At 68.1% G+C, this 26303-nt stretch carries 27 protein-coding genes and 1 tRNA gene; 12 read left to right on the forward strand and 16 right to left on the reverse strand.

All coding sequences use genetic code 11. The features are described 5' to 3' along the window. Window positions 1-4: 4 nt before the first annotated feature. The 10 genes from AC1DK9_RS02905 to AC1DK9_RS02950 all read right to left on the reverse strand — a co-directional run bounded on the left by AC1DK9_RS02905 (window position 5) and on the right by AC1DK9_RS02950 (window position 10309). A complete protein-coding gene (locus tag AC1DK9_RS02905) occupies window positions 5-970 on the reverse strand; it encodes a WXG100 family type VII secretion target (protein ID WP_476914951.1) in 966 nt (321 codons plus the stop codon). Window positions 971-1143: 173 nt separating this feature from the next. Next, window positions 1144-1362: an NF038396 family protein gene (locus AC1DK9_RS02910; protein ID WP_476862398.1), complete on the reverse strand. Its 219-nt coding sequence runs from the start codon at window positions 1360-1362 to the stop codon at window positions 1144-1146. Then, complete coding sequence (locus AC1DK9_RS02915; RefSeq protein ID WP_476915236.1) at window positions 1362-1931, reverse strand: dihydrofolate reductase; 570 nt, start codon at window positions 1929-1931, stop codon at window positions 1362-1364. Before AC1DK9_RS02915 ends, AC1DK9_RS02910 begins: the two co-directional genes overlap by 1 nt. 38 nt (window positions 1932-1969) lie before the next feature. Beyond that, window positions 1970-2773 (reverse strand): thymidylate synthase, encoded by an 804-nt coding sequence (locus AC1DK9_RS02920; RefSeq protein ID WP_476914952.1) that lies wholly within the window; start codon window positions 2771-2773, stop codon window positions 1970-1972. Window positions 2774-2782: 9 nt separating this feature from the next. Beyond that, on the reverse strand, window positions 2783-3208 hold the full coding sequence (locus AC1DK9_RS02925; RefSeq protein WP_476914953.1) for a GntR family transcriptional regulator: 426 nt from the start codon (window positions 3206-3208) through the stop codon (window positions 2783-2785). Next, window positions 3205-4863: a hypothetical protein gene (locus AC1DK9_RS02930; protein WP_476862394.1), complete on the reverse strand. Its 1659-nt coding sequence runs from the start codon at window positions 4861-4863 to the stop codon at window positions 3205-3207. The genes AC1DK9_RS02925 and AC1DK9_RS02930 overlap by 4 nt, the downstream gene beginning before the upstream one ends. Window positions 4864-4942: 79 nt before the next feature. Then, window positions 4943-5908 carry an NUDIX hydrolase gene (locus tag AC1DK9_RS02935; RefSeq protein WP_476862393.1) on the reverse strand — a complete coding sequence of 322 codons (966 nt, stop codon included), beginning with the start codon at window positions 5906-5908 and terminating at the stop codon, window positions 4943-4945. A 9-nt stretch (window positions 5909-5917) separates the two neighbouring features. After that, complete coding sequence (locus AC1DK9_RS02940) at window positions 5918-8182, reverse strand: RNA degradosome polyphosphate kinase (protein WP_476914954.1); 2265 nt, start codon at window positions 8180-8182, stop codon at window positions 5918-5920. A 103-nt stretch (window positions 8183-8285) separates the two neighbouring features. Then, on the reverse strand, window positions 8286-9305 hold the full coding sequence (gene mshD / locus AC1DK9_RS02945; RefSeq protein ID WP_476914955.1) for a mycothiol synthase: 1020 nt from the start codon (window positions 9303-9305) through the stop codon (window positions 8286-8288). A 305-nt stretch (window positions 9306-9610) separates the two neighbouring features. Then, on the reverse strand, window positions 9611-10309 hold the full coding sequence (locus AC1DK9_RS02950) for a winged helix-turn-helix transcriptional regulator (protein ID WP_476862390.1): 699 nt from the start codon (window positions 10307-10309) through the stop codon (window positions 9611-9613). Window positions 10310-10673: 364 nt separating this feature from the next. Here AC1DK9_RS02950 and AC1DK9_RS02955 point away from each other — a divergent pair, with 364 nt between their 5' ends. The 6 genes from AC1DK9_RS02955 to AC1DK9_RS02980 all read left to right on the forward strand — a co-directional run bounded on the left by AC1DK9_RS02955 (window position 10674) and on the right by AC1DK9_RS02980 (window position 16168). Beyond that, the gene (locus AC1DK9_RS02955; RefSeq protein ID WP_476862389.1) at window positions 10674-11408 is read left to right on the forward strand and encodes a permease; all 735 of its coding nucleotides are present in this window, start codon (window positions 10674-10676) and stop codon (window positions 11406-11408) included. A gap of 176 nt (window positions 11409-11584) precedes the next feature. Beyond that, the gene (locus AC1DK9_RS02960; protein ID WP_476914956.1) at window positions 11585-12199 is read left to right on the forward strand and encodes a nitrobindin family protein; all 615 of its coding nucleotides are present in this window, start codon (window positions 11585-11587) and stop codon (window positions 12197-12199) included. A gap of 71 nt (window positions 12200-12270) precedes the next feature. Next, the gene (locus AC1DK9_RS02965) at window positions 12271-13017 is read left to right on the forward strand and encodes a flavodoxin family protein (protein ID WP_476914957.1); all 747 of its coding nucleotides are present in this window, start codon (window positions 12271-12273) and stop codon (window positions 13015-13017) included. Window positions 13018-13039: 22 nt separating this feature from the next. After that, window positions 13040-14122, forward strand: coding sequence for a CAF17-like 4Fe-4S cluster assembly/insertion protein YgfZ (gene ygfZ / locus AC1DK9_RS02970; RefSeq protein ID WP_476914958.1), 1083 nt, complete (start codon window positions 13040-13042; stop codon window positions 14120-14122). Further along, window positions 14119-14535, forward strand: coding sequence for an ankyrin repeat domain-containing protein (locus AC1DK9_RS02975; RefSeq protein ID WP_476862385.1), 417 nt, complete (start codon window positions 14119-14121; stop codon window positions 14533-14535). The genes ygfZ and AC1DK9_RS02975 overlap by 4 nt, the downstream gene beginning before the upstream one ends. Before the next feature lie 94 nt (window positions 14536-14629). Further along, complete coding sequence (locus AC1DK9_RS02980) at window positions 14630-16168, forward strand: DHA2 family efflux MFS transporter permease subunit (protein ID WP_476914959.1); 1539 nt, start codon at window positions 14630-14632, stop codon at window positions 16166-16168. 28 nt (window positions 16169-16196) lie between these two features. On the opposite strand, the gene AC1DK9_RS02985 is transcribed toward AC1DK9_RS02980, so the two are convergent. From AC1DK9_RS02985 to AC1DK9_RS03005, 5 genes are all read right to left on the reverse strand, one after another. Continuing rightward, on the reverse strand, window positions 16197-16907 hold the full coding sequence (locus tag AC1DK9_RS02985; RefSeq protein ID WP_476862383.1) for a GNAT family N-acetyltransferase: 711 nt from the start codon (window positions 16905-16907) through the stop codon (window positions 16197-16199). A gap of 42 nt (window positions 16908-16949) precedes the next feature. Then, a complete protein-coding gene (locus tag AC1DK9_RS02990) occupies window positions 16950-17975 on the reverse strand; it encodes a 6-phosphofructokinase (RefSeq protein ID WP_476862382.1) in 1026 nt (341 codons plus the stop codon). 187 nt (window positions 17976-18162) lie between these two features. Next, the gene (locus tag AC1DK9_RS02995) at window positions 18163-18417 is read right to left on the reverse strand and encodes a PspC domain-containing protein (RefSeq protein ID WP_476914960.1); all 255 of its coding nucleotides are present in this window, start codon (window positions 18415-18417) and stop codon (window positions 18163-18165) included. A 3-nt stretch (window positions 18418-18420) separates the two neighbouring features. Continuing rightward, a complete protein-coding gene (locus AC1DK9_RS03000; RefSeq protein WP_476862381.1) occupies window positions 18421-18681 on the reverse strand; it encodes a hypothetical protein in 261 nt (86 codons plus the stop codon). 1 nt (window position 18682) lies between these two features. After that, entirely contained in the window at window positions 18683-20314 is a 1632-nt protein-coding gene (locus AC1DK9_RS03005) for a PspC domain-containing protein (RefSeq protein WP_476914961.1), read from the reverse strand. A gap of 125 nt (window positions 20315-20439) precedes the next feature. On the opposite strand from AC1DK9_RS03005, the gene AC1DK9_RS03010 reads away from it, so the two are divergent. Then, a complete protein-coding gene (locus AC1DK9_RS03010; RefSeq protein ID WP_476914962.1) occupies window positions 20440-21819 on the forward strand; it encodes an ATP-binding protein in 1380 nt (459 codons plus the stop codon). A gap of 2 nt (window positions 21820-21821) precedes the next feature. Next, window positions 21822-22499: a LuxR C-terminal-related transcriptional regulator gene (locus tag AC1DK9_RS03015; RefSeq protein ID WP_476862627.1), complete on the forward strand. Its 678-nt coding sequence runs from the start codon at window positions 21822-21824 to the stop codon at window positions 22497-22499. A gap of 332 nt (window positions 22500-22831) precedes the next feature. Here the strand turns inward: AC1DK9_RS03015 and AC1DK9_RS03020 are convergent, their stop codons facing one another. Beyond that, window positions 22832-24049: a pyridoxal phosphate-dependent aminotransferase gene (locus AC1DK9_RS03020; RefSeq protein WP_476914963.1), complete on the reverse strand. Its 1218-nt coding sequence runs from the start codon at window positions 24047-24049 to the stop codon at window positions 22832-22834. 287 nt (window positions 24050-24336) lie between these two features. On the opposite strand from AC1DK9_RS03020, the gene AC1DK9_RS03025 reads away from it, so the two are divergent. The 4 genes from AC1DK9_RS03025 (at window position 24337) to rplK (ending at window position 26263) form a co-directional block, all read left to right on the forward strand. After that, window positions 24337-24409, forward strand: a tRNA-Trp gene (locus AC1DK9_RS03025). A gap of 79 nt (window positions 24410-24488) precedes the next feature. Continuing rightward, on the forward strand, window positions 24489-24773 hold the full coding sequence (gene secE, locus AC1DK9_RS03030) for a preprotein translocase subunit SecE (protein WP_056738571.1): 285 nt from the start codon (window positions 24489-24491) through the stop codon (window positions 24771-24773). Window positions 24774-24885: 112 nt separating this feature from the next. Then, complete coding sequence (gene nusG / locus AC1DK9_RS03035; protein WP_476914964.1) at window positions 24886-25701, forward strand: transcription termination/antitermination protein NusG; 816 nt, start codon at window positions 24886-24888, stop codon at window positions 25699-25701. A 130-nt stretch (window positions 25702-25831) separates the two neighbouring features. Continuing rightward, complete coding sequence (gene rplK / locus AC1DK9_RS03040) at window positions 25832-26263, forward strand: 50S ribosomal protein L11 (protein ID WP_003803853.1); 432 nt, start codon at window positions 25832-25834, stop codon at window positions 26261-26263. Window positions 26264-26303: the final 40 nt, after the last annotated feature.

Genomic DNA, 26303 nt, shown 5'->3' on the forward strand with positions numbered 1-26303 from the left:
GAGCTCAGAAGCCGAAGAAGTCGCCGACTTTGTCGGCGGCGTCTCCGGCGCTGTCCCAGGCAGCCTCGGCGCCGTCGGCGATGGACTCGCCTACGGCATTAACAGCCTCATGTACCACCGGCACATTGTCGTAAATCGCGAGTGCACCGGAGGCGACCATGGCCGCGGTTCCTACCGGTGGCGGGGCAAAGCTTGCCACGCCCAGGCCCGCCTTGATTCCGGAGTAAATTGCGGCGCCCTTTTCACCGTCGCTGATGTGGTTGACCGTGTCCAGCAGGTCCAGGCCGACGCCGAGTCCGCCGAGGGCCTTCCCGCCGAACTCAAAGAATTTTGCGGCCTTGCCGCCCTCGGCAAGGTTCAGGGCCGTGTCCCACCTGCCGTCGAAGAGCTCGGAGGAGGTGTTGAAGAGCTGGCTGAACATGTTCGAGTCCTGGAATGCCTTTGCCACATTCCTGAAGTCCTTGGAGAAGAACTCGGAGACGCTGTCCGCCTTGCCGATGAAGTGTGCAAGGTCGAAGAGGCCGGCGCGGAGATTCGGCAGGGCCTTGGTCAAGCCGTAGATGTCCCAGCCGTCGCGGAAGGGGGAATTCGGATCCGCGAGCCAGTCGGGTCCCCACGGATCGTTGGAGCCGGACTGGCCCTGGCCGCCGGTGCTTCCGGGCGTCCCGGCACCGGGTCCGCCGCCGGAGCCCGGAGCTGCATTGCTAGCCTTTTCCTGCTCGTCTGCCTGGCTCATGAGCCGCTTCGACTGTTCCTTCAGGGCGCGCGCGGTCTGCTGGATCAGGGCCCGGTGGCTGCCGTTCCACTCCGACTTGAAGCGGGCGCCGTCCGCGCCCTTCCACGAGGTGTTGTTGTTGATGACCGTGGACAGTGCCGTGGACTGCTGCAGCAGCGTCTCGGACGTCTTCCCGAAGTGCTGCGCGAGCACTCGCAACTGGGCGACGTCGGCGCCCCACACGTTTCCTGCCATGATGGCCCCCCTTTACGGGCAACAGCCTAACCGGCTGCCGCCAAACCAAATGCATTCTGGCCAAATGCATTGTGGCCAAAGAATCTGACCCGCCCCAATCTAGCCGGGAGGCGGGGACACCGCGATGGGGTGCTCTCCCCATCCCCGCATCCGGGGCGGTCCGTGCGGTGCCGTTAGTCGGCGTCGGGCTCTGCCAGGAGGGCGCTCTTGCGCCGCCGCAGGGCGAACACCGCCCCGAACGCAAACAGCTGGGTGACGACGACGAGTACGATCGCGCCGGCGATCTTGTTGCCGCCGAGGATCATCGTCAGTCCCACGATCGCGGACAGCAGCGCCAGCAGCGGCAGCAGCATGTAACCGAGAACAAAGAGCACTTCGGGTTTGCGCAGCACTATTTGGTCTCCGTCCGGCGCCACAGGGTGATGCGGTAGCGGGTGCCGTTCGCGGCGGTCAGCCAGCCGTCGGCCGGGAGGCTGGCCTCCGCGGTCCAGTCGTAGCCAAGTTCCGGGGCGAAGGTGTCGCCCTCGGTGGCGGCGTCGATGGTGGTGACGACGGCGACGTCGGCAAGATCCAGGGACTGCGTGAAAATTTCGCCGCCGCCAATAATCCAGACCATCTGGTGGTCCGGCGCGAACTGCGATTCCAAAAGGGCGTCGTCAAGGGACCTGACTGCCAGGGCGCCTTCCGCCTCCGGCGTCCCGCCCCAGCCTTCCTGCCGGCTGATGACAATGTTCGTCCGGCCGGGCAGCGGCCGGTATTTGTCCGGGAAGGATTTCCAGGTCTTCCGCCCCATGATGACCGGGTGGCCGGTGGTGAGGCGGCTGAAGTGCAGCATGTCTTCGGGCAGGTTCCACGGCATGGAGCCGGCCTGGCCGATCACTCCGGTGTTGGTCTGCGCCCAGACCAGGCCGAGCCCGGTGAGGGTGCCGCGGAGCTGTTCGGTGAAGTCGACCGGTTCCATGTCTTTGCTCGTCTCCCTGTTCTTATGAGGTTCGGGGCTCATACGGCGATCGGGGCCTTGATTGTGGGGTGGTGCTGGTAGCCGACCACCTCGAAGTCCTCGAGCGTGTAGTCGAAGATGGACTCGGGTTTACGGATGATCCTCAGCTGCGGATATTCGTACGGTTCCCGTGCCAGCTGCGTGAGGACCTGGTCCAGATGGTTCTCGTAGAGGTGGACGTCACCGCCGGTCCAGACGAACTCGCCCGGTTCCAGCCCGGTCTGCTGAGCCAGCATGCAGGTCAGCAGGGCGTAGGAGGCAATGTTGAAGGGCACGCCAAGGAAGGTGTCCGCGGAGCGCTGGTAGAGCTGGCAGGAGAGCTTGCCGTTGGCCACGTAGAACTGGAAGAAGGCGTGGCACGGCGGGAGTGCCATGTTCTTGAGCTCGGCGACGTTCCACGCCGAGACGATGTGGCGGCGCGAATCGGGGTTGGACTTCAGGTTTTCCACGAGGTCCGCGATTTGGTCGATGTGGCCGCCCTCGGGCGTCGGCCAGGAGCGCCACTGCACGCCGTAGACCGGGCCGAGTTCGCCGTCGGCGTCCGCCCATTCGTTCCAGATGGTGACGCCCTGGTCCTGCATCCACTTCACGTTGCTGTCCCCGCGCAGGAACCACAGCAGCTCCACGGCGACGGACTTGAAATGCACGCGCTTGGTGGTGATGAGCGGGAAGCTCTTGCCCAGGTCGAAGCGGAGTTGCCGGCCGAACACGCTGCGGGTGCCCGTCCCGGTGCGGTCCGATTTGTGCGTACCGTGCTCAAAGACGTCGCGCAGCAGGTCTTCGTAGGGCGTTGGGATGCTCACGTTCCCAGTCTACTGAGAACTGCCTTGCTCGCCGTATTTGTGGCGGTGGCCGAGCCTGGCGCGGATCAGGGCGAGCAACGCGCCGTCGTCCAGGCCGGCCGCGCGGCCCGCGGCGATGTAGCGGTCGGCGGCGTCGGACACCTCCGTGCTGATGGACGACGACGCCGGATCCTTGGCCCCCTCCCCGCCGGCCGGGGCGGCGACGACGGTCCCGTTGCGGCGCCCGGTGGTGATGAGCGCGGCCTGCTCAAGTTCCTTGTAGGCGCGGGCGACGGTTCCGGCAGCTATGCCAAGGTCGGCGGCGAGGCTCCGCACGGTGGGCAGCCGGGTGCCCGTGGGCAGCGCTCCGATGGCGATCAGGGAGGCAATTTGCCCGCGGATCTGCTCGTACGGCGGCGTGGCGGAGCCCAGGTTGACGGAGATTCCCGCGGTCATGCCGCGGGCTCGTGGTCCGGCCGGGGCGCGGGGCGGCGCGGCGTGCGGGCCGGGCCGACGACCGGAATGACGGCGATGATGGTGGCTGCGGTGCCGAGGACCGCGCCGGCCAGGGTGGCCGGCCACCACGTATCCGCGGAGGGATTGAACGGTTCACCGAAGGACGAGGCGGCGAACACCGCGGCCCACGCCGGGCTATGGGCCAGCAGCAGGACGGCCGCCTGGGCGGTGAACATAGCTGCAAGGGTCCGCAGCGCCCGATGGACCGTGATGGCGCGCAACGCGGCATCCCCGGCTGTGGAAAGGCCGGGCACACCCTGCCGGCGCCTGGCCGCCAGGAAGGCCGGTACCGAGGCGGCCGCCCCGCCCGCTGCCAGGAGGGCCGGCGGAAGCCAGTCCGACTCGCCGTAGAGCCTCTGCTGGCCGGCCGCGGTGATGGACAGTACGAGCACGAAGATGAGCACGGCCAGGGCTGCGGTGGCCAGCAGCGCGGGGCTGGCCGGCCTGCGCGGCCAGCTGCGCGGCGCCGTCGGGTCCCCGTAATTGCGTTGCAGCAGCAGCTCGCCCGCGGCGAGGACCCCCAGCACCGCGGCCGCCATCAGCGCCACGAAGCCTGCCAAGCCGAAGGCCGCCGCGGCGGCCGTCAGCCCGGGGACGACGAAGACCCCGGCCAGCAGTGGTACCGCCGCCGCGAGGCCCAGCAGGGGACCCAGCGAGGAGATCAGCCGGGCCGCGGGATGCTGTCCGCCCGTCTTCAGGTCCGCGACTGGCCGGTTCCGCGTGCCCAGCCCGGCGGCCGCGAGCCGGGGCGGCCGCCAGCACCACATCACCAGCAGCACGGCCATGCCGACGACGCCGGCGGGATTCGTCCATCCCGTGATGCCGGCGGAAGGATCAGGCCGTGCCGCGAAGTTTCCGGCGATGACTCCCAGCCCGGCGGCCACGGTGGATACGGTACGGAGCAGGCGGTTCATCGCGATGGTCCGCAGCAGGGCGTTGTCGCCGGCGTCGAGGGCCTCCAACTGGCGGCGGCTGGCTATCAGCCGCAGCACCAGCCAGGTTCCGATGGCCAGGAAGGCCAGGGCGCCGCCCAGCCAGCCGGCCAGTTCCGGCCCTGGTATCCGGCCGTCGGCGCCGCTGGTCTGCCGCGTGTAGGGCCCGTCCACCACGGTTTCGGGCCTAAGCGGTGAGAATCCCGGAAGGGTGCCGGTCCATGCAATGAAGGCCCCGGCGGCGGCAAAGACGGCCGCCGTGACCGCCGCCAGCCGGCGGGGCAGGAAGTCGCGGATCCGCCGGACGGAGAGTACGGTCTGCCGACGCATCCGGCGCGGGCCCGGATAGCTGATCTGGCCGAGGGCATGCACCCCCAGGCACCCCAGCAGCGGCCAGGCCAGTGCGGGGATAATCGTCCCCGCGGTCGTCAGGGCGCCGCCCACGGAGGGGTTGGCCGGGATGATGCCGAGGTTCATGGCGCCCTGCAGGGAGCTCCCGAGCCAGCCGATGACCCCCACCCAGAGGGCGTGTTCGGACACCGACGACGGTGACGTGCCGGTGTCCGGGGCCCAAATCACCCAGCGAAGCACGGCGTAGACGATCACGGCAGCGATCATCGGACCGAACAGCAGCATCGATGGAAAGTAGAACTCGGCCGGCATGAAATCCCCCAAAGACCCCGCAGTTATGTATCAAGTACTTGATACAAACTAGGGTTCGTGGACGTCGGGGTCAAGCACCCTAGTCGTCGAAGGGGCGGAACTGCTCCACGGCCACGACCTTGCCCTTGCTGTGCGAGACATGGCAGACGACGATCTCCCCGGGCGAGAGGAAGGGGTCGGTGGAGGGAAGCAAGCCGCGCAGCCGTGAGTTCATGTGCTTGCCCAGCTGGGCGAAAACCGTGGGGAGCGCGGGCCGGTGCGTGCACAGTGCCACCGCGCGCCCCTTGTCAAACAGGGACTCGACGACGTTCGCGGTCTTGTGCGGACTCCGGCCGTGCAGGTGTTCGGTCAGGGACTCGTGCAGCTTCACCTTGGCGTCGACGGCCTTGGCGTAGGGGGCGACCGTGGCCACGCAGCGCAGCCAGGGGCTCGTGACCACCCGTGGGGGGCTCCAGGCCTGAAGCAGCCGGCCCACGGCCTGGGCCTGCCGTGCCCCCGTGGCCGCCAGTGGACGGTCGCCCTCGGCCTTGGACCAGGACGAGCGGGGCTTAGCCTTGGCATGGCGCACAACCAGCAGCGGCCAGGTGTCCAGTTCGCCGCGGGAATGTGCAGCTACGAGGTGTTCCAGCGGGGCACGGTCGCCGGGGTTGCTGAGCAGGCCCGCTGCCTTTTCCGGTGAACACCACATGACGCTGTCCACCTCCTTGCCGTCGGGGCGGAGGGGAGCGCCGTCGACGTCGACCGCCCAGTAGTGCACCACCTTCAGGCCCGCCGCCACGTGGTAGTGGATGGGCGGCAACGGTATGCCCAGCGGCGCCTTGAGGCCGATCTCCTCTTCCACCTCGCGGGCGGCGCACTCGGGAACGGTCTCGCCCGGATCGAGCTTGCCCTTGGGCCAGGACCAGTCGTCGTAGCGGGGGCGGTGGATCAGCAGGACCTCAAGCTTGTCCTTGTTGACGCGCCAGGGCAGGGCGCCGGCGGCCACGACCGCTATCGCTTCGCCCGGATGGTCGGTCTGGTCCGCGACCAGTGAATCGCTGCTCACAACCGTGCCTTAGCGCAGGCTCGCCGAGCGCTGCCGCGACCGCGAGTTGAGCAGCCATGACTGGACGTCCTGCAGCGCGGTGCCGTCCTCCGCGAGGTGGTGGCGGACCCATTCGCCGCTGTTGTCCAAATGCCAGCTGGCGGTGGCAGGATCCATGTAGCGGTTGAGCATGTCCAGGACGTACGTGGTGTCGTCCCCGCTGCTGAGCTGCACGAGGGCCTCCACCCGCCTGTCCAGGTTGCGGTGCATCATGTCGGCCGAGCCGATGTAGACCACCGGGTCGCCCGCGTTGGCGAAGGCGAAGACGCGGGAGTGCTCCAGGAAGCGGCCCAGGACGGACCGCACGGTGATGTTCTCGCTGAGCCCGGGCACGCCCGGGCGCAGGGAGCAGATGCCGCGGACGATCACGTCCACCTGCACCCCGGCCTGGGAGGCCCGGTAGAGGGAGTCGATGATGGCTTCGTCCACCATTGAATTCACCTTGATCTGGACCCGGGCCGCGATTCCCGCCCGGGCGTTGCGGATCTCGGTTTCGATCCGGTCGATCAGCCCGGAACGAACCGACCTCGGGGCGACCAGCAGCCTCTTGAACGTGGACTTGGGCGCGTAGCCGGAGAGCTGGTTGAACAGCCTGGACAGATCCTCGCCCACCTGCTCGTTGGCGGTCAGGAGGCCCAGGTCCTCGTAGTAGCGCGCGGTGCGCGGGTGGTAGTTGCCGGTGCCGATGTGGCAGTAGCGGCGCAGTCCGTCCACTTCCTGGCGGACCACGAGGGAGAGCTTGCAGTGGGTCTTGAGCCCCACGATCCCGTAGACCACGTGGACCCCGGCCTGTTCCAGCTTCCGGGCCCAGGAGATATTGGCCTGCTCGTCGAAGCGGGCCTTGATTTCCACCAGGGCGAGCACCTGCTTGCCGGCCTCGGCGGCGTCGATCAGGGCGTCAACGATGGGTGAGTCGCCGGACGTGCGGTACAGGGTCTGCTTGATGGCCTGCACCTTCGGGTCCGCGGCGGCCTGCTCCAGGAAAGCCTGCACGGACGTGGAGAAGGAGTCGTACGGGTGGTGCAGCAGGATGTCCCGCCGCCGCATGGCCGCGAAGACATTCGCCGCCTTGGACGTCTCGGACTCGTTGAGGTACCGGGACGTGTGCGGCACGTGCTTGGGGTAGTGCAGGTCCGCGCGGTCGATGCCCGCGATCACGGAGAGGCCGCGCAGGTCCAGCGGGGCCGGGACGGAATAGACCTCGGATTCCTCGACGCCGAGCTCGCGGATCAGCAGCGCCCTGATGTTGGGGTTGATGTCGTTGGTGACCTCGAGCCGGACCGGCGGGCCGAAGCGGCGGCGCAGCAGTTCCTTCTCCAGCGCCTGCAGCAGGTTCTCGGCGTCGTCCTCTTCGACCTCCACGTCCTCGTTGCGGGTCACGCGGAAGGTGTGGTGCTCCAGCACCTCCATCCCGGCGAAGAGCTGGTCCAGGTGGACGGCGATGACTTCCTCGAGCGCGATGAAGCGGGCCACCCGCCCGGGCACCGAGCCGGCGCGCGGGCCGTCGATGGAGATCAGCCGCGGCAGCTGGTCCGGGACCTTGACACGGGCGAACAGCTCCTTGTCGCTGACCGGGTTCCGGACCACGACGGCGAGGTTCAGCGAGAGCCCGGAGATGTAGGGGAAGGGATGGGCCGGATCCACGGCCAGCGGCGTCAGGATCGGGAAGACCTTCTCCGCGAACATGGCGCTGAGCTGGTCCTTGGCCTGGTCGTCGAGTTCCTCCCAATGCATCAGGTGGATGTGTTCGTAGGCGAGGGCCGGGCGGATCTGGTCGGCGTAGACCTGGGCGTGGCGCTGCTGCAACCGGTGCGCGGCGTCGCCGATCTGTTCCAGGACCTGCATCGGGCTCAGCCCGGCGGGGGAGGGCACGGCGAGGCCGGTGGCGATGCGGCGCTTGAGGCCGGCGACGCGGACCATGAAGAACTCGTCCAGGTTGGACGCGAAGATCGACAGGAAGCTGACGCGTTCCAGCAGGTAGAGGTTGGGATCCTCGGCGAGTTCCAGGACGCGTGCGTTGAACGCGAGCCAGCTGAGTTCACGGTCCAGGAAGCGGTCCGGGCTGATGTCGCCTTCCGGTTCCAGGTTGGGGGCGAACTCGGGGATGTCGATCCGGTCCTGCGTGGCGCGCGAGGCGGGCACTTCGGAGGAGCCGAACCGGGCCCGCACAGGACGGGCAGCCTTGTCCGGCGTTGCGGCTTCAGACGTGGCCGTCCGGGCAGTTTCCCGTTGCATGGTCTCTCCTAATGCTGGCGCGATTTAGCTTCAACCTTACAAGGAATCGAATCCGGAGGAGCCCAGGTTTCGGCCGTCGCCGGGGGCCCGGCCGCAGCTCCGGCTAACGCCCTTCCAGCGGCGCGTACATGACGTCCATGTCCCAGCGCGAAAAGCCGAGCCGGTGGTACAGCGCCACGGCGGGAATGTTGTCCGCATCGACGTAGAGCATCACGGCGTGCAGGCCCTGCTGTTGCAGGTGCTTGATGCCGGCGACGGTCAGCGCCTTGCCGAGGCCGGTGCCCTGCGCCTCGGGGGCGACGCCAACGACGTACACCTCGCCGATCGCCGGGTGCTCGCCGTGGCGGGGGTGCACCTTGGTCCAATGGAAGCCGAGGATCCGGCCGGCGGCGTCGACCGCGAGCAGGAAACCGGCGGGGTCGAACCACGGCTCGGCCATCCGGGCGTCCAGGTCTGCCCGGCTCATGTTCCCCTGTTCGGGGTGATGGGCGAAGGCTGCCCGGTTGACCGCGAGCCATTCCTCCTCGTCCCGGCCGGGGACGAAGCTGCGCAGCGAGACGCCCTCGGGCAGGGCGACGTCGGGCAGTTCCGAGGCCGCCGTCGCGAGCCGCATCTTCCACAGTTCGCGGACCGGGGCGTAGCCGTAGCGGGCGGCCAGGTCAGCGGCGGCCTCGTGGTTGCCGTGCGACCACGCCTTCAGGCCCGCGAAGCCGCGCACCTTCTGGAGTTCGCCGACCAGCCGGTCCGCGACGCCCTGGTTGCGGTAGTTCGGATGGACCGCCACCTCCAGCACCCCGCTGCCGTCCGCTTCCTCGACGACGACGGCGAAACCCGCCAGGTCGTTGCCCCGGCCCGGACCGGGTGAGCCGGCGGCGCGGTGGCCGGTGGCATCCGTGCCGGAGTCCTCCCGGGAATAGTCGGGGGAGTAGAGAGCAAGGGCCAGCACGGAGTGCGGGCCGGCGTCCGGGGCGCGAAGCGTCACGAGGGTTTGCTCCGACAGCGGCGGGTTGCCGTCTGACTCTTCGGCGGCGGCCACGAGAGTCGTGACGTCCCGCAGGAGCTGTTCGTCCACAGCTCCCTGCAGGGTGAGTACGGGCCAGTTCTCCGGATTCGCGGGACTCATGGTGCAAGGCTATACGTCCGTGGCGGTTTGGCGGGCGGGAATGGCGAGGATTTGATGCATCGGCTCGGGGCACGTATAGTCGTTATCTCATCCGGTTGAGCGGCCCAAACCGTTCAGTGGATGCGAGGGGGATCCACCACTGGGGTGGCCTCGATACGTTCGACCCGTATGTCCTCCACTGCAGCGCAAGAAAGCCCCGGACTCTCGAGTCCGGGGCTTTTGCGTGTCCGGCCACTGCCTGGCCTGTGTCCGGTCCTGTGTCTCGCCGGCGTCCGGACCTGACTCTGGCCGGGGCGGCCTGCCGGCTAGGCCTCGGTGAGCTCTTCGTCCGGCTGCCGGACCAGCGTGAGGCGGTACCCGACGTTGCGGACGGTGCTGATCAGGTTCTCGTGGTCGGCGCCGAGCTTTGCGCGCAGCCGCCGGACGTGGACGTCCACGGTGCGGGTGCCGCCGTAGTAGTCGTAGCCCCAGACCTCGGTGAGGAGCTGCTGGCGTGTGAAAACCCGGCCGGGGTGCTGGGCGAGGTACTTGAGCAGCTCAAATTCCTTGAACGTCAGGTTCAGCGCAGCCCCGTTCACCCGGGCCGTATAGCTGGCTTCATCGATGACGACGCCGGCCGCTCGGATCTCGGTGGGGGTGTCGTCCGCATCAGGCAGGGCACGCGCGACGCCGAGCCGGATGCGGGCTTCGACTTCCGCGGGACCGGCGGACTCCAACAGAATGTCGTCCACGGCCCAGGCCGAGGAGACCGCCGCCATGCCGCCCTCGGTCAGGATCAGCATGAGGGGAGCGCTCAACCCGGTGGCCTTGAGCAACTGGGTGAGGGAGCGGGCGCCGACCAGGTCCTTGCGGGCGTCGAGCAGCACGATGTCGCACGGGTCGGTGTCGAGCAGGGCCGTGGGCTCGGCGGGAAGGATGTGGACGCGGTGGTTAAGCAGTTCCAGCGCAGGCAGGACATCCACCGATGATCCGGTGCTGTTCGTCAGTAGCAGGATGTGCGACATGGTTCCTCCAAGGGGTGTCCGCGCATCATTGGGCGTCTGAACCGGGCTCTCACCGGCCGGTACTGAGCTTCCGGACGGTGACCTGCCTGCGGTTGCCGGAGGAAGCGTAGCTGAGCTTTGAGTATACCCAAATGGCCCCCCGCAGACACTGTTCCGCCGCTCCAGCTTGGCTCTCTTACGACACAAAACGTTCATATAAGGCAGGATTGAACCGTCAGGGCCTGCAGCCCGGCAGAGTCGAGCAGGCCCTACGGGTCCGCAGTGAGCGAAGGTACCGGTTGATCGTGGCTAACTTGATCGTGGGGGACCGTGTCCGGGGTGCCCTGCCGGTGGGAGCGTCCGGGCCAGCGTTGGAGGGGGAACTGTGAAGTCGTGGAGTGTCGGTGTCATCGGCCTGGCCGGGCTCGCCGCGATCATTGCCGGTGCGTACTCCACGCCCGAGGCCCTCCTGGGCGTCGCCGTGCTCACCGCCGTCTGCGTCGGCATCGGCTGGCCGCACTTTCTCGGCATCCCGGCGAAGAAGACCCTCGCCGCCCTGATCGGCCTCCCCGGAATCGGCTCCGCAATCGCCGCCACCTACCTGCCCGCGCCGGGCTTCCTGAACTGGACGCCCGCGTTTGTCGCGGCCGGCGTGATGGCCATCTTTGTCATGCAGCTCATCCGCGGCACAGGCCAGGCCCAGCGCCTCGAATCCACCCTGGGCTCCAGCGCCGGGGTGTTGCTGTCCTGCCTCGGCGCCGGCTGGATCGCTTGCTCGCGCTTCAACGGGGTCAAGGAAATGCTGCTCGTTGCCGCCATCAGCGCGGCGATCGCCCTGATGGCGGGCCTGATCCGCTGGCCGGACCGGATCGTCGCCCCGCTGGGCATCGTCGGGGCGGGGCTCGCCGGTCCGCTGGCCGGCCTCGTGCTCTCCGACATTGCCGTACTGCCTGCCGCCCTGGTCGGGATCGTGGTCGGGGCCGTCCTGGTCAGCTTCCGCAGGCTGGTCATCATCCGTGGCGCGACATTGAACCTGCCGGCCGTGCTGAGCATGGGTTTGGCGCCGGTTTCCGCGGTCGGTTCGCTCGCTTACTTCATAGACAAACTACTCCTCCACTAAGCGTTAGGATGGCATCATGTCCGTACTTGCATTTGAGATCTTCTTCCTTGTCCTGCTGGCCGTCGCCGGCCTTTCCATGGCCTGGTTTGCCGGCTTTGTGGTGTACCGGCTCTTCAAGGGCCAGAAGTAAAAAGCCGATAAACGTCCAGAACCCGTAGTTTCCAGAGGTAGCTGCTGTGCCGATTGAAATTCCTACAGATCTGACGCCCGAACTCGTTCCGCTGTCCTGGCTCATTGGTGAGTGGGAGGGCCGCGGCCGGCTCGGTGCCGGGGAAGAGGATTCGGAGCATTTCCTCCAGCACGTCTCCTTCACCCACAACGGCCTGCCGTACCTGCAGTACCGGGCCGAGTCCTGGCTGACGGACGACGAGGGAACCAAACTCCGCCCGCTGACCGTGGAGACCGGTTTCTGGGCCCTGGAGCGCAAGCAGCGCGATGAGGACGGCGGCCCTGGGCTGATCCCGGCCGACATCGTCCCGGTGCTCAAGAGCGCCGACGAGGTCGAGGAGCTGCGCAACAGCGACGGCGGCTTCGACATTTCCGTCTCCATCTCACACCCCGGCGGGATTTCCGAGTTGTACTACGGCCAGATCAAGGGCCCGCAAATCCAGCTCAGCACCGACATGGTGATGCGCGGCAGCCACTCCAAGGAGTACACGGCCGCCACCCGGATCTTCGGTTTGGTCGACGGCAAGTTGCTCTGGCGCTGGGACGTTGCCGCGGGCCAGAGCACGACGCCGGGCGGCGGCCTGGAAGCACACGCCTCCGCCATCCTCAGCAAGCTCGACTGAACCGCACGTCCGGCGTAGGCCGGGGTCTCACTGGATTTCCGTTGTCCGCAGCGAACGCAGGGAGCACCACAGTGAACGAGACAGCAAGTGGCGCCGGTAACGGCACGGCGCAATCCGGCAGGTACAGCGACCTCAAGGCGGTGTTCTTCAACGGCACCCTGAAGAAGTCCCCGGAGACGTCCAATACGCAGGGCCTGATCGAGATCAGCCGCAGGATCATGGAGAAGCAGGGCGTCGCCACCAGCGTCATCCGGACGGTGGACCACGACATTGCCAGCGGCGTCTACCCGGACATGCGTGAGCACGGCTGGGCGAGCGACGAATGGCCCGCACTGTACCCGGCGGTGCGGGAAGCGGACATTGTGGTGGTCGCCGGACCGATCTGGCTCGGGGACAACTCGTCCCAGACCAAGAAACTGATCGAGCGGCTCTACGCGCACTCCGGCGAACTGAACTCCAAGGGCCAGTGGGCGTTCTACCCGAAGGTGGGCGGCTGCCTCATCACCGGCAACGAGGACGGCATCAAGCACTGCGCCATGAACGTGCTCTACAGCCTCCAGCACATCGGCTTCACCATCCCGCCCCAGGCGGACGCGGGCTGGATCGGTGCGGTTGGACCCGGTCCGAGCTACCTGGACGAAGGCTCCGGCGGCCCGGAAAGCGACTTCACCAACCGCAACACCACCTTCATGACGTGGAACCTGCTGCACCTGGCCCGGATGCTCAAGGATGCCGGGGGCATTCCCGCCTACGGCAACCTGCCTGATGACTGGAAAGCCGGCACCCGATTCGACTTCGAAAATCCGGAATACCGCTGAGCCCCGAGGACTTCTACTTCATATGACTACCAAGAGCCCCCTGCTGTCGCGCCCGGGCGCCGTCGAAGCGGCCGGCGCGGACGCCGGCGTCGCCGCCCACTACGGCGAACCGTTGCGCGAGCAGCGCGCACTGGCTGCCGGAACCGCCGTCGTGGATTTGTCCCAGCGCGGCGTAGTCACGGTGAGTGGACCAGACCGGCTGAGCTGGCTCAACACCCTCTCCTCGCAGCAGCTCACCGCCCTGGCTCCGGGCCAGTCCACCGAACTGCTGCTGCTCAGCGTGCAGGGCCGGATCGAGTTCGACGCACGGGTTCTGGACGACGGCGCCACCACCTGGCTGATCGTGGAGGCCGCAGAGGCCCCGCCGCTCGCCGAATGGCTGACCAGGATGAAGTTCATGCTCCGGGTCGAGGTGGCCGACGTCTCGGCGGACTGGGCAGTACTGGGCACCACCCGGCCGGTGCCGGAATGGTCCGGACACAAGGTCTGGGAAGACCCGTGGCCGCACGTCGGTGCCGGAGGGTACTCCTACGCGGTGGTTGGCGAGGATGCCCACCCCGGCCTGGAACGGCCCTGGTTCGAATACCTCGTGCCGGCCACCGAGCTTGAGGCCACCGTGGCGGACCGCCCGCTGGCCGGCGTAATGGCGGCCGAGGCGCTGCGCATCGCGGCGTGGCGTCCCCGCTGGGGAGCAGAGACGGACGACAAGACCATCCCGCACGAACTGGACCTGCTGCGCACGGCGGTGCACCTCGCGAAGGGCTGCTACAAGGGACAGGAAACCATCGCCCGGGTGCACAATCTGGGCCACCCGCCGCGGCGTCTGGTGTTCCTCCAACTCGACGGGTCCCAGCACACGCTGCCCGCTGTCGGCAGCGAGGTCCGGGCCGGCGAGCGGAAGGTCGGCACAGTGACATCCGTGGCGCAGCACTACGAAATGGGTCCGGTGGCGTTGGCGGTCATCAAGCGTTCCGTCGCCCCGGACCAGGTGCTGACCGTGATGGACGGCGAGGAACCCTACCCCGCGGCGCAGGAGCCCATCGTGGCTCCCGACGCCGGACAGGTCGTGGGACGCCAGACCGGCTTCCTCCGGGGGACCCGGTGAGCGGCGGAACCGAGTCGGCGGCGCCCCAGCCGGCCGGCCCCGACGACGAGACGCTCGCCCTGGCCCACGCATTGTTCGACGCCGCCCGCGAAGGAAACTCCGCGCTGCTCGGCGGCTACCTCGCGGCAGGCGCCCCAGCGACGCTGACCACCGCGACGGGGGACACGCTGCTGATGCTTGCGGCCTACCACGGCCAGGCGGATGCCGTCCGGCTGATCCTGGCGCACGGCGGGGACGCCAACACGGCCAACGACCGCGGCCAGACACCGCTCGCCGGCGCCGTATTCAAGGGTTACCCGGACGTGGTGCAGGTCCTCGTGGAGGCGGGCGCCGACCCCGACGCCGGAAGTCCCTCCGCCCGGGCTGCCGCCCAAATGTTTGCCCGCAACGATATTCTGGCGCTCCTCGGCTGAACCGGGCACCGCCCAGCCAGCAGCGCCGGATCCCACAGCTTCACCCCGGCTCCACCACCCGCTTAGCCTGCAACACGCACCGTAAGGAACCGAAATGGAAAACGTAGCGAGGCCGTGGGCCGCCCTCTGGTCCTTGGTGATCGGATTCTTCATGATCCTGATCGACACCACCATCGTTTCGGTGGCGAACCCCCGGATCATGGAAGGCCTCAACGCGGACATCAACTCGGTAATCTGGGTCACCAGCGCCTACCTGCTGGCCTACGCCGTGCCGCTGCTCATCACCGGCCGGCTGGGTGACCGCTTCGGGCCGAAGAAGCTCTACCTGTCCGGCCTCGTGGTGTTCACCGTTGCGTCGCTGTGGTGCGGCCTCTCCGGCGACGTCCAGACGCTGATCGAGGCCCGGGTACTGCAGGGTCTCGGGGCCGCGATGATGACGCCGCAGACCATGGCGGTCATCACCCGCATCTTCCCGCCGGACCGCCGCGGCGCCGCGATGGGCATCTGGGGCGCCACGGCCGGCGTCGCCACCCTGGTGGGTCCGATCCTCGGCGGCGTGCTGGTGGACGGACTGGGCTGGGAATGGATCTTCTTCATCAACATTCCGGTGGGGATCACCGGGTTCTTCCTGGCCCTGCGCTTCGTTCCCGCATTGAGCACCCACCCGCACAAGTTCGACATCCCCGGCGTGCTGCTCAGCGCCGTCGGCCTGTTCCTGCTGGTCTTCGGAATCCAGGAAGGCGAAACCTACGACTGGGGCACCATCACCGGGCCCATCACCGTCTGGGGACTGATCATCGGCGGCATCGTGGTCCTCGTCGCCTTCGTGGTCTGGCAGCGGTACAACAAGGGCGAACCGCTGCTGCCGCTGGGCTTGTTCAAGGACCGCAACTTCTCCCTGGCCAACCTCGGCATCACCACCGTCGGCTTCACCGTAACCGCCTTCGGCCTGCCGCTGATCTTCTACTACCAGGTGGTGCGCGGCCTGACCCCGACGCAGTCGGCCCTCATGATGGTTCCGATGGCCGTGATCTCCGGCGGGCTGGCCCCCGTCGTGGGCAGGATCATCGACCGGGTCAACCCGAAGTTCATCACGGCGGGCGGCCTGACCCTGATGTCCGTGGCCCTGTTCTGGAATGCCTCGCTGATGCATCCGGATACTCCCATCTGGCTCTTCCTGCTGCCGAGTGCCGTGCTGGGGTTCGCGAACGCTGGCATCTGGGCTCCGCTGAGCTCCACTGCCACCCGCAACCTGCCGCCCCGGCTCGCGGGAGCCGGGTCCGGCGTCTACAACACCACCCGCCAGATCGGCGCGGTCCTGGGCAGCGCGGCCATCGCGGTGCTGATCCAGGCCCGGCTTGCCGCGGAACTGCCGCCGGCCCCGGGCGCGTCCGCGAAGTCGAGCCCGATGGCCTTCGGAGGGAAACTGCCCGAGGCGCTGCACGAAGGGTTCTCGACGGCGATGGGCCAGTCCATCCTGCTGCCCGCCGCCGTGATCCTGCTCGGCGCGGCCGTGGCGCTGTTCTTTGCCAAACCCCAGCCGCAGCAGGGCTGGGGCACGCCGGGCGCGGTTCCGGCGGCAACAGACGGCGTGGCCGCCGTCGCAGAGGACGCCGAGGCCAAGCGGGGCTAGGCCGACGCCGGGCTCCGGCCGTGTCCGCTTAGCCGAGCAGCACGCTGGTCTGGATGCCACCGGCGGTGAAGCCCAGGCTCCGGGCCAGCGCGAGGGACCCGTGATTGCTGACATCGCTGCGCCACTGCAGCGTCAGCCCGGAGGCCAGCGCCTCGTGGGCCGCAATCGAGGCCGCAAGGGTGCCGAGGCCGCGGCGCCGCCATTCGGGGGCCACCAGCACTCCAAGCTGGGCCAGGATGCCTTCCCACTCGGTGTAGGCGCCGCACGCCACCGGGGTGCGGCGGCCGTCTTCGAGGTGCATGATCGTGAAGCGGTGCTCAAGGTCCGCCAGGCCCACCTCGTTGACATCGTCCGGCGGGCACAGGGCCTCGAGTTCGACCGCTTCCGGGTTGCCGTGCGAGACGGTCAGCTCCTCGGCAGGCTGCTGCAGGGCCAGATCATCGGCGAAGAACAATGCGGCGGCGCCCAGCCCGTGCCCGCCGTGTGCGCGGGTGATGGTCAGCAGCGTGACGTGCTGCGCCAGTTCCTCGTCCGAATACCCGGCTGCGGCGTCCAGCGCCCACTGCGGCCCCACCAGGGCCGAGCTGCCGAACAGGCGGACGAACTGCAGCCAACGGGCAGAGTCGTCCGCCCGGGTGAGGCGGCGGCCCGCCGCGGTGGCGAAAGCGGCGTCGTCGAGCCCCAGCCGGCGGGCCCACGCGAGCTGGATGATTTCAGCGGAACCGGGCGCAAGAGTCATGCTTCAACCCTACCCAGCCAGCGTCGTGGGGACGGGGAAGCCTCAGCCGAAGAGGACGGCGGCTTCCTCGTAGCGGTGCGCCGGGACGCTCTTGAGGTTGCCCAGTGCGGCATCGAAGCCGACGTGGACGATGTCGGTACCGTTCAGCGAAACCATGGTTCCCCAGCGCTGCTCGACCACCGAATCGATCGCAGCCATGCCGAGCCGGGTTGCCAGGACTCGGTCGAATGCGGTGGGGACGCCGCCGCGCTGGATGTGGCCGAGCACGGTGGCGCGGGTCTCGATCCCGGTGCGGGCCTCAAGCTCGGGGGCCAGCAGTTCGGCGATGCCGCCAAGGCGCGGCCGGCCGAAGGTGTCCAGACCGCGCTCGGAGTGCGGGGATTCCTGGCCTTCGGGAACGAAGCCCTCCGCGACGACCACCAGCGGTGCGCGGCCGCGGTCGCGGGCTGAGATGACCCACTCGGTGATCTGTTCCATCGAGGCCTTCTGCTCCGGGATGAGGATGGCGTGGGCGCCGGAGGCCATGCCGGCGTGCAGGGCGATCCAGCCGACGTGGCGGCCCATGACCTCGGCGATCATGGTCCGGTGGTGGGATTCCCCGGTGGTGCGGAGCCGGTCGATGGCCTCGGTGGCGATCTCGACGGCGGTATCGAAGCCGAAGGTGTAGTCCGTGGCGTCGAGGTCGTTGTCCACCGTCTTGGGTACGCCGACGATCTTCAGCCCGGCGTCGGTCAGGCGCTTAGCTGCGGCCAGGGTGCCTTCGCCGCCAATGGCGATGATGGCATCGATGCCGAGGCGGTCCATGTTCGCCTTGATGACCTCGGGCCCGCCGTTGTTCTCAAACGGGTTGGTGCGGGACGTGCCGAGGATGGTTCCGCCCTGCTTGGCGATGCCGCGGACCAGTGCACGCGGGATGTCGATGACGTCGCCCTCGACCACGCCGCGCCAGCCGTCCAGGAATCCCACGAATTCGTGGCCGTGTACGGCGATGCCTTTCAGGACGGCGCCGCGGATCACGGCGTTCAGCCCGGGGCAGTCTCCGCCGCTGGTGAGGATTCCAATTTTCATGTCTCGGCTCAAATCCTGGTTCGAAGGGGTACAGGCAGAGCGCCACGCTGAGCTCACCTAGAAGTCTAATCGCGCATGTGGGGCAGGACACAAACCGTGACCAACGCACAGTGCCCCCGCCGGAGCGGCGGGGGCACTGTGGGTTGCTGGTGGGGCTGGTGGTCCGGCGGACTGGCTCAGGGCCGGCTCAGGGCCGGCCGGCGCGCCGCTCGAGGAAGGACTCGAGGATGATCGCGTTCCGCTGGTCCGGCAGGATCAACCAGGCTGCCAGGTAGAACAGGAACGCCGGCCCGGGGATCAGGGCGAACAGCAGGTACCCGATCCGGACGTACGCGACGTCGACGTTCAGCTTGGCGGCGATCCCGCCGCACACGCCGCCCAGCCAGCGCTGCGGACCGCGTTTCAGGCCAAGGCCCCGGACGATGCTGAAGAACTTATCCATGTTTCAAGACTTCCCTGTTGTGGTTTCTTTGTCACGTCCGCGGGCTGAGAGCAGTCCGCCGATCACCAGTGCGGCGCCAGCCCCGATCATCAGGCCGATCAGCACGTAGGTTCCGTTCAGGGCGACGAGGCCCAGTCGGGAGACGATTATCAGTGCGGCCAGAGCCAGCACGATCAGGCCCCACACCACGGTCCCCACGCGGGGGCGGGTGCCACCGGGCTCCGTGGAGCCGGCCGCCGTGTCCGCCGGGTCGTAGCTGCTCATGTCAGTTCCCTTCCTTCACGGTGATGTTGCTTAGGGTCCCGGAGACCTTGACGACCAGCCGGGCACCGGGTTTGTCCGTGTTGTAGTCGTTCTGCTGGGTCGTCACGCCGCCGTGGTTGCCGCGGCTGTCGTTGAGGTTCCCCATGGTCATGTCCGCCTGGACCTGGACCGGGACGTTCGTGGGGATGGCCACCGTGACATTGCTCGCCGTGGCATCAAGGTGGACCACGACGTCGGACCCCAGCGGCGGGTTCAGGTTCATCTTGGTCAGGTCCACCGTGCCGGTCCCGCCCGTGATGTCGAACCCGTCGCGGGCTTGCTCGATGCTCGCCGGGGCCCAGTCGATGTTCTGGAAACGGGCGCGGTCAGCGTTGGGAACCAGGTTGAAGATTCCGCCGATGATCAATGCCACGACGGCGAAGAATCCAAGGATGCCGGCCGTCCGGCCTCGCAGCCCGGAAACCAGGATGCCCAGCCCCAGCACCGCCGCGGCGCTGGCCCAGACGACGGCGTTGGCCGCCGTGCCGAGGTTGATCGCGTGGGCTGCATCGAGGGCCTTGATGCCGCCGCCGACCAGGAGCGCCAGGCCGGCGGTCATTGCCACGGCGGGAGCGCCTGGCCCCAGGTTGCGGGGCTTCGGGGCCGGGATCGGGGCCGCCGGGGGCACCGGGGCGTAACCGCCGCCGTAGGGTGGGACGGGGCCCGAGGGCGGAGGCGCCGCCCAGCCGGGGGCAGTTCCGGAGTGGTCTGCCCAGTTCCGGGCCGGGAGTCCTTCCAGCGGGAGGGTCTGGTTGGTGGCCGTGGTGGCCGTGGTGGCCGTGGTGGCCTGCCCGGCGCTGCCATAGCCCGCGCCGCCGGGAGCGGCAGGGCCGGCCGGAGGAGTGCCGGTCGCGTTGGCCTTGGCGCCCGTCGCGCTCCAGCCGGCTCCGCCGACACCGTGGCCCGGGGACCCGTGGGATGCCGCGGCGCGGGCCTTGTTGCGCTGGGTCAGGTAGTAGATGACGTAGATCGCGCCGCCCACCCAGAACACCGTCCAGATGAAGGCGCCGAAGCCGTAGCGGTCCCAGCCCCAGACTCCGCTGCCCAGGCTGGGGAATCCGATGACGGTGGTGATCAGGGCGCCGGTCATGCCCGAGCTCCAGCGGCCCGCGGCCGCCTCCTGGACGTGGATCCGGCCGTCCGGCTCCGGCAGCAGCGCCCAGGCCAGGCCGTAGAGCAGGACGCCGACGCCGGCGAACACGGTCAGTACGATCAGGATGCCCCGCACGATCAGGGGGTCGACGCCGAGCCGGTGGGCAATGCCGCTGGCGACGCCGCCGATCCAGCGCTCGCGGCCACGGTAGATTCCGTGGCTGCGGATCCAGTCAAAGAAGTTCTGCTGCTGCATGCCCGGGGCAGGCGGGGCGCCGGTGTACGGCGGAGGGACGCCGGGGCCGGAAGGGTACGGGCCGCCGGGCGGATACAGGGGCGGTGCGTCCGGGGCTGGCTCGCCTGGTGTTCCGGCGGCGCCTGCGGAACCGTTGGGAGCTGCGTCTGCGGAACCGTCGGGAGCGTCGGGAGTGGCGTCCGGAGCTGCGTCCGGACGGGGCGAAGCGTTCGGGTCCTCATCTGGGTACGGAGTGTGCGGGTTCATACTTCGATCCTCCTGCCCGCGGGGGCTGGGGCTCTACTGGGGAAGACCCTGAACGTCCCCTGAGCGGCCCCCGGTTCGGCCTGAAAACGGCTCCGGGAAACCCCGGTCCGTGTTTGGATTGACCCATGACAACACCCGCTTTCCGCCCGCCGCTGGTCCGCAGCAGCGACCGCGTGATCGCCGGCGTCTGCGCGGGCCTGGCCCATCACCTGGGCTGGCCGGTGCGGATGGTCCGGATCGGCATGGTGGTGGCGGCGCTCGCGGGCGGGGCCGGAGTCGCGTTCTATGCCTGGCTCTGGATCATGGTGCCCACTGCGGACGAGAACTCCAAGCGCAATGCCCGCCGGCCGGCGTCGCCGATAGCTCCTGCGGTGAGCGCGCCCCCGGCGGATGGGCCCGCGGGGAATGCGCCGGCGGCGGGCGGGAACGCCGTCAAGGCCGGAATTGGCGCCCCGGCCGGATCCTGGCGGACGTGGTTCCCGGGCATGCCGTATGGCAAGGAAATCCTGCTCGGCGCCGGACTGCTGCTGGCGGCCGGCATCCTGATCGCCAGGCTCCTTGGCCTGGATGTGCCGCTGGGCACGCTGATCCCGGTCGCCGCGATCCTGGGCGGAGCCGCCATTGCCTGGATGCAGCTGGACGAAACCCGGCGGGCCGGCCTCGTGGACAAGACCAAGGCTGACCAGGCCGGCGGCTGGGCCCGCCTGGCTGCCGGCCTGGCCCTGGTGGTGGCCGGGGTGTTGCTGATGGTCTCCGGCTCGGGCTCCTGGGAGCAGACCTGGCTCGCCCTGCTGGCCTCCGTGGCCGTTCTGGGCGGCGTGGCGCTGGTGCTGCTGCCCTGGGGCCTGAAGTTCTGGCGTGATCTGGAAGCCGAGCGCACCGGCCGCGTGCGTGCCACCGAACGGGCCGAGATCGCCGCGCACCTGCACGACTCCGTGCTCCAGACGCTGGCGCTGATCCAGCGGCGCGCCGCTAACGAGCACGACGTCGTCCGCCTCGCCCGGGCGCAGGAGCGGGAGCTGCGGGGCTGGCTCTACCGTGACCCCGGCCGCGACTCGGGCCAGCTCGCCGCCGGGATCAAGGCGGCCGCGGCGGACGTCGAGGACTCGCTGGGGCAGGCCGTGGAAGTCGTAACCGTGGGGGACTGCGCCATGAACGAACGGCTTGAGGCCCTGGTCCAGGCGGCGCGCGAAGCCATGCTTAACTCGGCCCGCCACGGCGGCGGAGCCGTCTCGGTGTACCTGGAAGTCACCGATGACGCCGCCGAGGTCTTCGTCAAGGACCGCGGGCCGGGGTTCGACCCGGCGGCCATCCCCGCCGACCGGCTCGGCGTCCGGGAATCCATGATTGGCCGGATGCGGCGCCACGGCGGCACCACCGCCATCTCCAGCAGCCCCGAAGGCACCGAGGTCCGGCTCCGGCTGCCGCTCGCGGCCGACGCAAACAACACCCCCGCCGGCAACGGAAGCGGGACAAACAGAAGCAACGGAGAGGACCAACAATGAGCATGCAGGCACAGGCCGGCACTGGGGCGGCTCCCGGCGGCACGCGCGTGGTGATCGTCGATGACCACGCCATCTTCCGCTCCGGTCTGAAGGCCGACCTCGATCCCGGCATCCTCGTTGTCGGCGAGGCAGGAACCGTGGAGGAGGCCGTGGCCGTCATTGCAGCGGCCCGGCCCGACGTCGTGCTGCTGGATGTCCATCTCCCCGGCGGTCTGGGCGGTGGCGGACGCGAGGTTCTGGCCGGCTCCGCGGCGCTGCTGGGCAGCACCAAGTTCCTTGCGCTGAGCGTTTCGGATGCCGCCGAGGACGTCGTCTCCGTGATCCGCGCCGGCGCCAGGGGGTACGTCACCAAGAGCATCTCGGGGGCCGAAATCAGTGACGCGGTGCGCCGAGTGGCGGGCGGCGACGCCGTCTTCTCGCCCCGGCTGGCGGGATTTGTCCTCGACGCTTTCGGCACCGCCCCGGCCGACATTGCGGACGACGAAYTGGACCGGCTGTCGGCCCGCGAACTGGAAGTCATGCGGCTGATCGCCCGGGGCTACAGCTACAAGGAAGTGGCCAAGGAGCTGTTCATTTCAATCAAGACAGTCGAAACCCACGTCTCCGCGGTGCTGCGGAAGCTGCAGCTCTCCAGCCGGCACGAGCTGACCCGCTGGGCCGCGGAGCGCCGCCTCCTCTAGCCCCCACACCCCCCGACGCCCCCTCAGATCCGGCGGCCTATCACCTGACGCTCCCTCAGATCCGGAGGCTTACAACCCGACGCTCCCTCAGATCCGGTGGCCCTTCGACGAACCCTCCCTCAGATCCGGTGGCCCTTCGACGAACCCTCCCTCAGATCCAGTGGCCCTTCGACGAACCCTCCCTCACGTCCGGCGGCCTTTCGACGGATCCTCCCTCACATCCGGGCGTCTTACGACGAACGCCCCCGCAGTGAGTGCGGGAGCGTTCGTGGAAATCGTGCAGGAGCTGCGGGAGCGTCCGTTTTGTAGCTGCAGGATCTGAGGGAGGGTTGCTACTTCGCCTTGCCGAGGAAGTCCTGGAGGCGGCCGACGCCGGTGGCCAGGTCCTCGTCGCCCAACGCGTAGGACAGGCGCAGGTAGCCGGAGGGGCCGAAGGCCTCGCCCGGCACCACCGCGACCTCCACCTCGTCGAGGATCAGTGCGGCAAGTTCGGCCGACGTCGAAGGACGGACCGGTCCGTTCGCCGTCGGGAACTCCTTGCCCAGCAGCGCCCGTACGTCGGCATAGACGTAGAAGGCGCCCTTGGGCGTGGGGCAGTCCACGCCCTCGATTGCGTTGAGCCCGGCCACGATGGCCTTCCGGCGGCGGTCGAAGGCCACCTTCATCTCGTCAACCGCGGTGAGCGGGCCGGACACCGCCGCGAGGGCAGCGATCTGCATGATGTTGGAGACGTTGGAGGTGGCATGTGACTGCAGGTTGGTGGCGGCCTTGATGACGTCGGCCGGGCCGATCATCCAGCCCACCCGCCAGCCAGTCATGGCGTAGGTCTTGGCGACGCCGTTGAGGATGACCACCTTGTCGCCGAGCTCCGGGGCAGCGGTGGCGATCGAGGTGAACGGCACGCCGTCGTACGTCAGGTGCTCGTAGATCTCGTCCGTGACCACCCAGATGCCCTTTGCGGCGGCCCACTGGCCGATTTCCTTGACCTGCTCCGGCGAGTAGACGGCGCCCGTGGGGTTGGAGGGGGAGACGAAGAGCAGGATCTTGGTGCGGTCCGTGAGGGCCGATTCCAACTGCTCCACGGTCACCAGGTAGCCCTGCTCGGGACCGGCGAAGACCTCCACCGGAACGCCGCCGGCCAGCCGGATGGCTTCCGGATAGGTGGTCCAGAACGGCGTGGGGACAATTACCTCGTCGCCCGGATCCAGCAGGGTCGCGAAGGTGTTGTAGACGGCCTGCTTGCCGCCGTTGGTGACGAGCACCTGCGACGCCTCGGCCTTGTAGCCGGAGTCGCGGAACGTCTTGTCCGCGATGGCCTGCTTCAGTTCGGGCAGCCCGCCGGCGGGGGAGTAGCGGTGGTACTTCGGCTGGCCGGCGGCTTCGATGGCGGCCTGAACGATGTAGCCGGGGGTCGGGAAGTCAGGTTCGCCGGCGCCGAAGCCGATGACAGGACGGCCGGCAGCCTTCAACGCCTTCGCCTTGGCATCGACAGCCAGTGTGGCGGATTCGGCTATGGCGGAAATGCGCTGGGAAATGCGGGCGGCAGGCATTGCGGGTCCGTTCTTCGCGTTCAGCTCGTGGCTGGATGTGGGATTCGACGAAATCTACTCTATGCTGTTCAGCGGATCCCCCGGGGTGCCGGGTGTGAATGTGACCCACAGCGGAAATGAGACTCACGAGTCCGCCTTATTCGCAGGCAGCCAGGGGTCCGGACGGAGCCGGTTCGACGTGGACGCAGATGTTGCGTAGACTGGTTCTCCGGTGTTGAAAACACGATGATGGCGTGCGCCTCAGGGAAGCCTGCGGAAAAGCGCGGTCTGACCGGTTTTCGATCCATAGGGTAGTGGCGCAATTGGTAGCGCAGCGGTCTCCAAAACCGCAGGTTGCAGGTTCGAGTCCTGTCTGCCCTGCGCAAGCTGTTCCGGTCTTCACCGGAACAAGCGCAGCAACCATGGTTCAGTCCAGAGCCGGGTATCCGACATCGCGAGGATGAGTGAGGATCAGGTGACCGAAACAGCTGCCAGCAGCTCCAAAGGCCGCCCCGCCAAGAACGCCCCCAAGGCAGGATTCTTCGCTCGGATCGCACTCTTCGTCCGCCAGGTCATCGGCGAACTGAAGAAGGTCGTTGCACCCACCCGCAAGGAACTGATCAACTACACGCTCGTGGTGCTGGTGTTCGTGGTCATCATGATGGTGATCGTCACCCTGCTGGACCTGGCCTTCGGGACCGGAGTGAGCTGGGTCTTCGGCGGAACAGGCGCCACGGACCGCTAAGGCGACCGGTCCGCAGACTGCGTGGACCTCCGGGAATCCGGAGCTTCCGCGGGGTGTGCGGAATTGAGTCATTTAAATAGGCATGTTAGGCAATGAGGAAGCAGGAGACCAAGTGTCTGAGCAGGAGCTCGAGGTAACTGAGACTGAGCTGGATAAGAGCCAGGACGCTGCGGTGGATGCCGCGGAAGAGTCCGAGGCTGTTTCTGCTGCGCCCGAATCCGACGCCGCCGATGAGACTGCTGACGAGGCCGTAGCTGCCGAGGAGACCGCAACCGGCGAAGAAGGCGAAGAAGGCGACGCCCTGGCGGTTGCCGCCGCCGCAGCCGACGTCGACCCCGCCGACGAATTCAAGGCCAAGCTGCGCCGCCAGGAGGGTGACTGGTACGTCATCCACTCATACGCCGGCTACGAAAACCGCGTCAAGGCAAATCTTGAGACCCGCATCCAGACCCTGGACATGGAAGATTACATCTTCGAAATCCAGGTCCCCATGGAGGAAGTCGTTGAGATCAAGAACGCTCAGCGCAAGGTCATCAACCGCGTCCGCATCCCCGGCTACGTGCTGGTCCGCATGGATCTGACCGACGCCTCATGGGGCGCCGTCCGCCACACCCCCGGCGTCACCGGCTTCGTGGGCAACGCCCACAACCCCGTGCCGCTGCGCCTCGACGAGGTCTTCTCCATGCTCGCCCCGGTCTTCGAAGAAGAGCAGGCCGAGAAGGGCAAGCCGGTCAAGCACGCTGCCGCCGCGGTCGACGTCGACTTCGAGGTCGGCGAATCGGTTATCGTCAAGGAGGGCCCGTTCGAGACCCTTCCGGCCACGATCTCCGAGATCAAGGTGGACTCGCAGACCCTCGTGGTGCTGGTCTCCATCTTCGAGCGCGAGACCCCGGTCACCCTGGCGTTCAACCAGGTCAGCAAGATCTAGCTTCATCCACAGAATTCGCCCCGGGCTGCCCGCTTAGCAGCCTTGGAGCGGCAGGCCGCCTTGCCATGGCGGCCACCAACCTGAGACACGCTCCTGTGTCCCAGGACGTAATTGAGAGAAGGACCCTACATTGGCTCCCAAGAAGAAGGTCACCGGCCTCATCAAGCTGCAGATCCAGGCAGGTGCCGCCAACCCGGCCCCGCCGATCGGTCCTGCGCTTGGCCAGCACGGTGTCAACATCATGGAATTCTGCAAGGCGTACAACGCTGCGACGGAAGCCCAGCGCGGCAACGTTATTCCGGTTGAAATCACCGTCTACGAAGACCGTTCATTCACGTTCATCACCAAGACCCCGCCGGCTGCAGAGCTCATCAAGAAGGCTGCAGGCGTCGCCAAGGGTTCGGCTACCCCGCACACCGTCAAGGTTGCCAAGCTGACCCAGGCCCAGGTCAACGAGATCGCCTCCACCAAGATGGAAGACCTCAACGCCACCAGCCTGGAAGGCGCCGCGAAGATCATCGCCGGCACCGCCCGCTCCATGGGTATCACCGTCGAGGGTTAATTCCCTCCACCGCTGATGCGGCACCGGGCCCGGGAAACCG

The sequence above is a fragment of the Arthrobacter sp. 01T414 genome, from assembly GCF_056398965.1.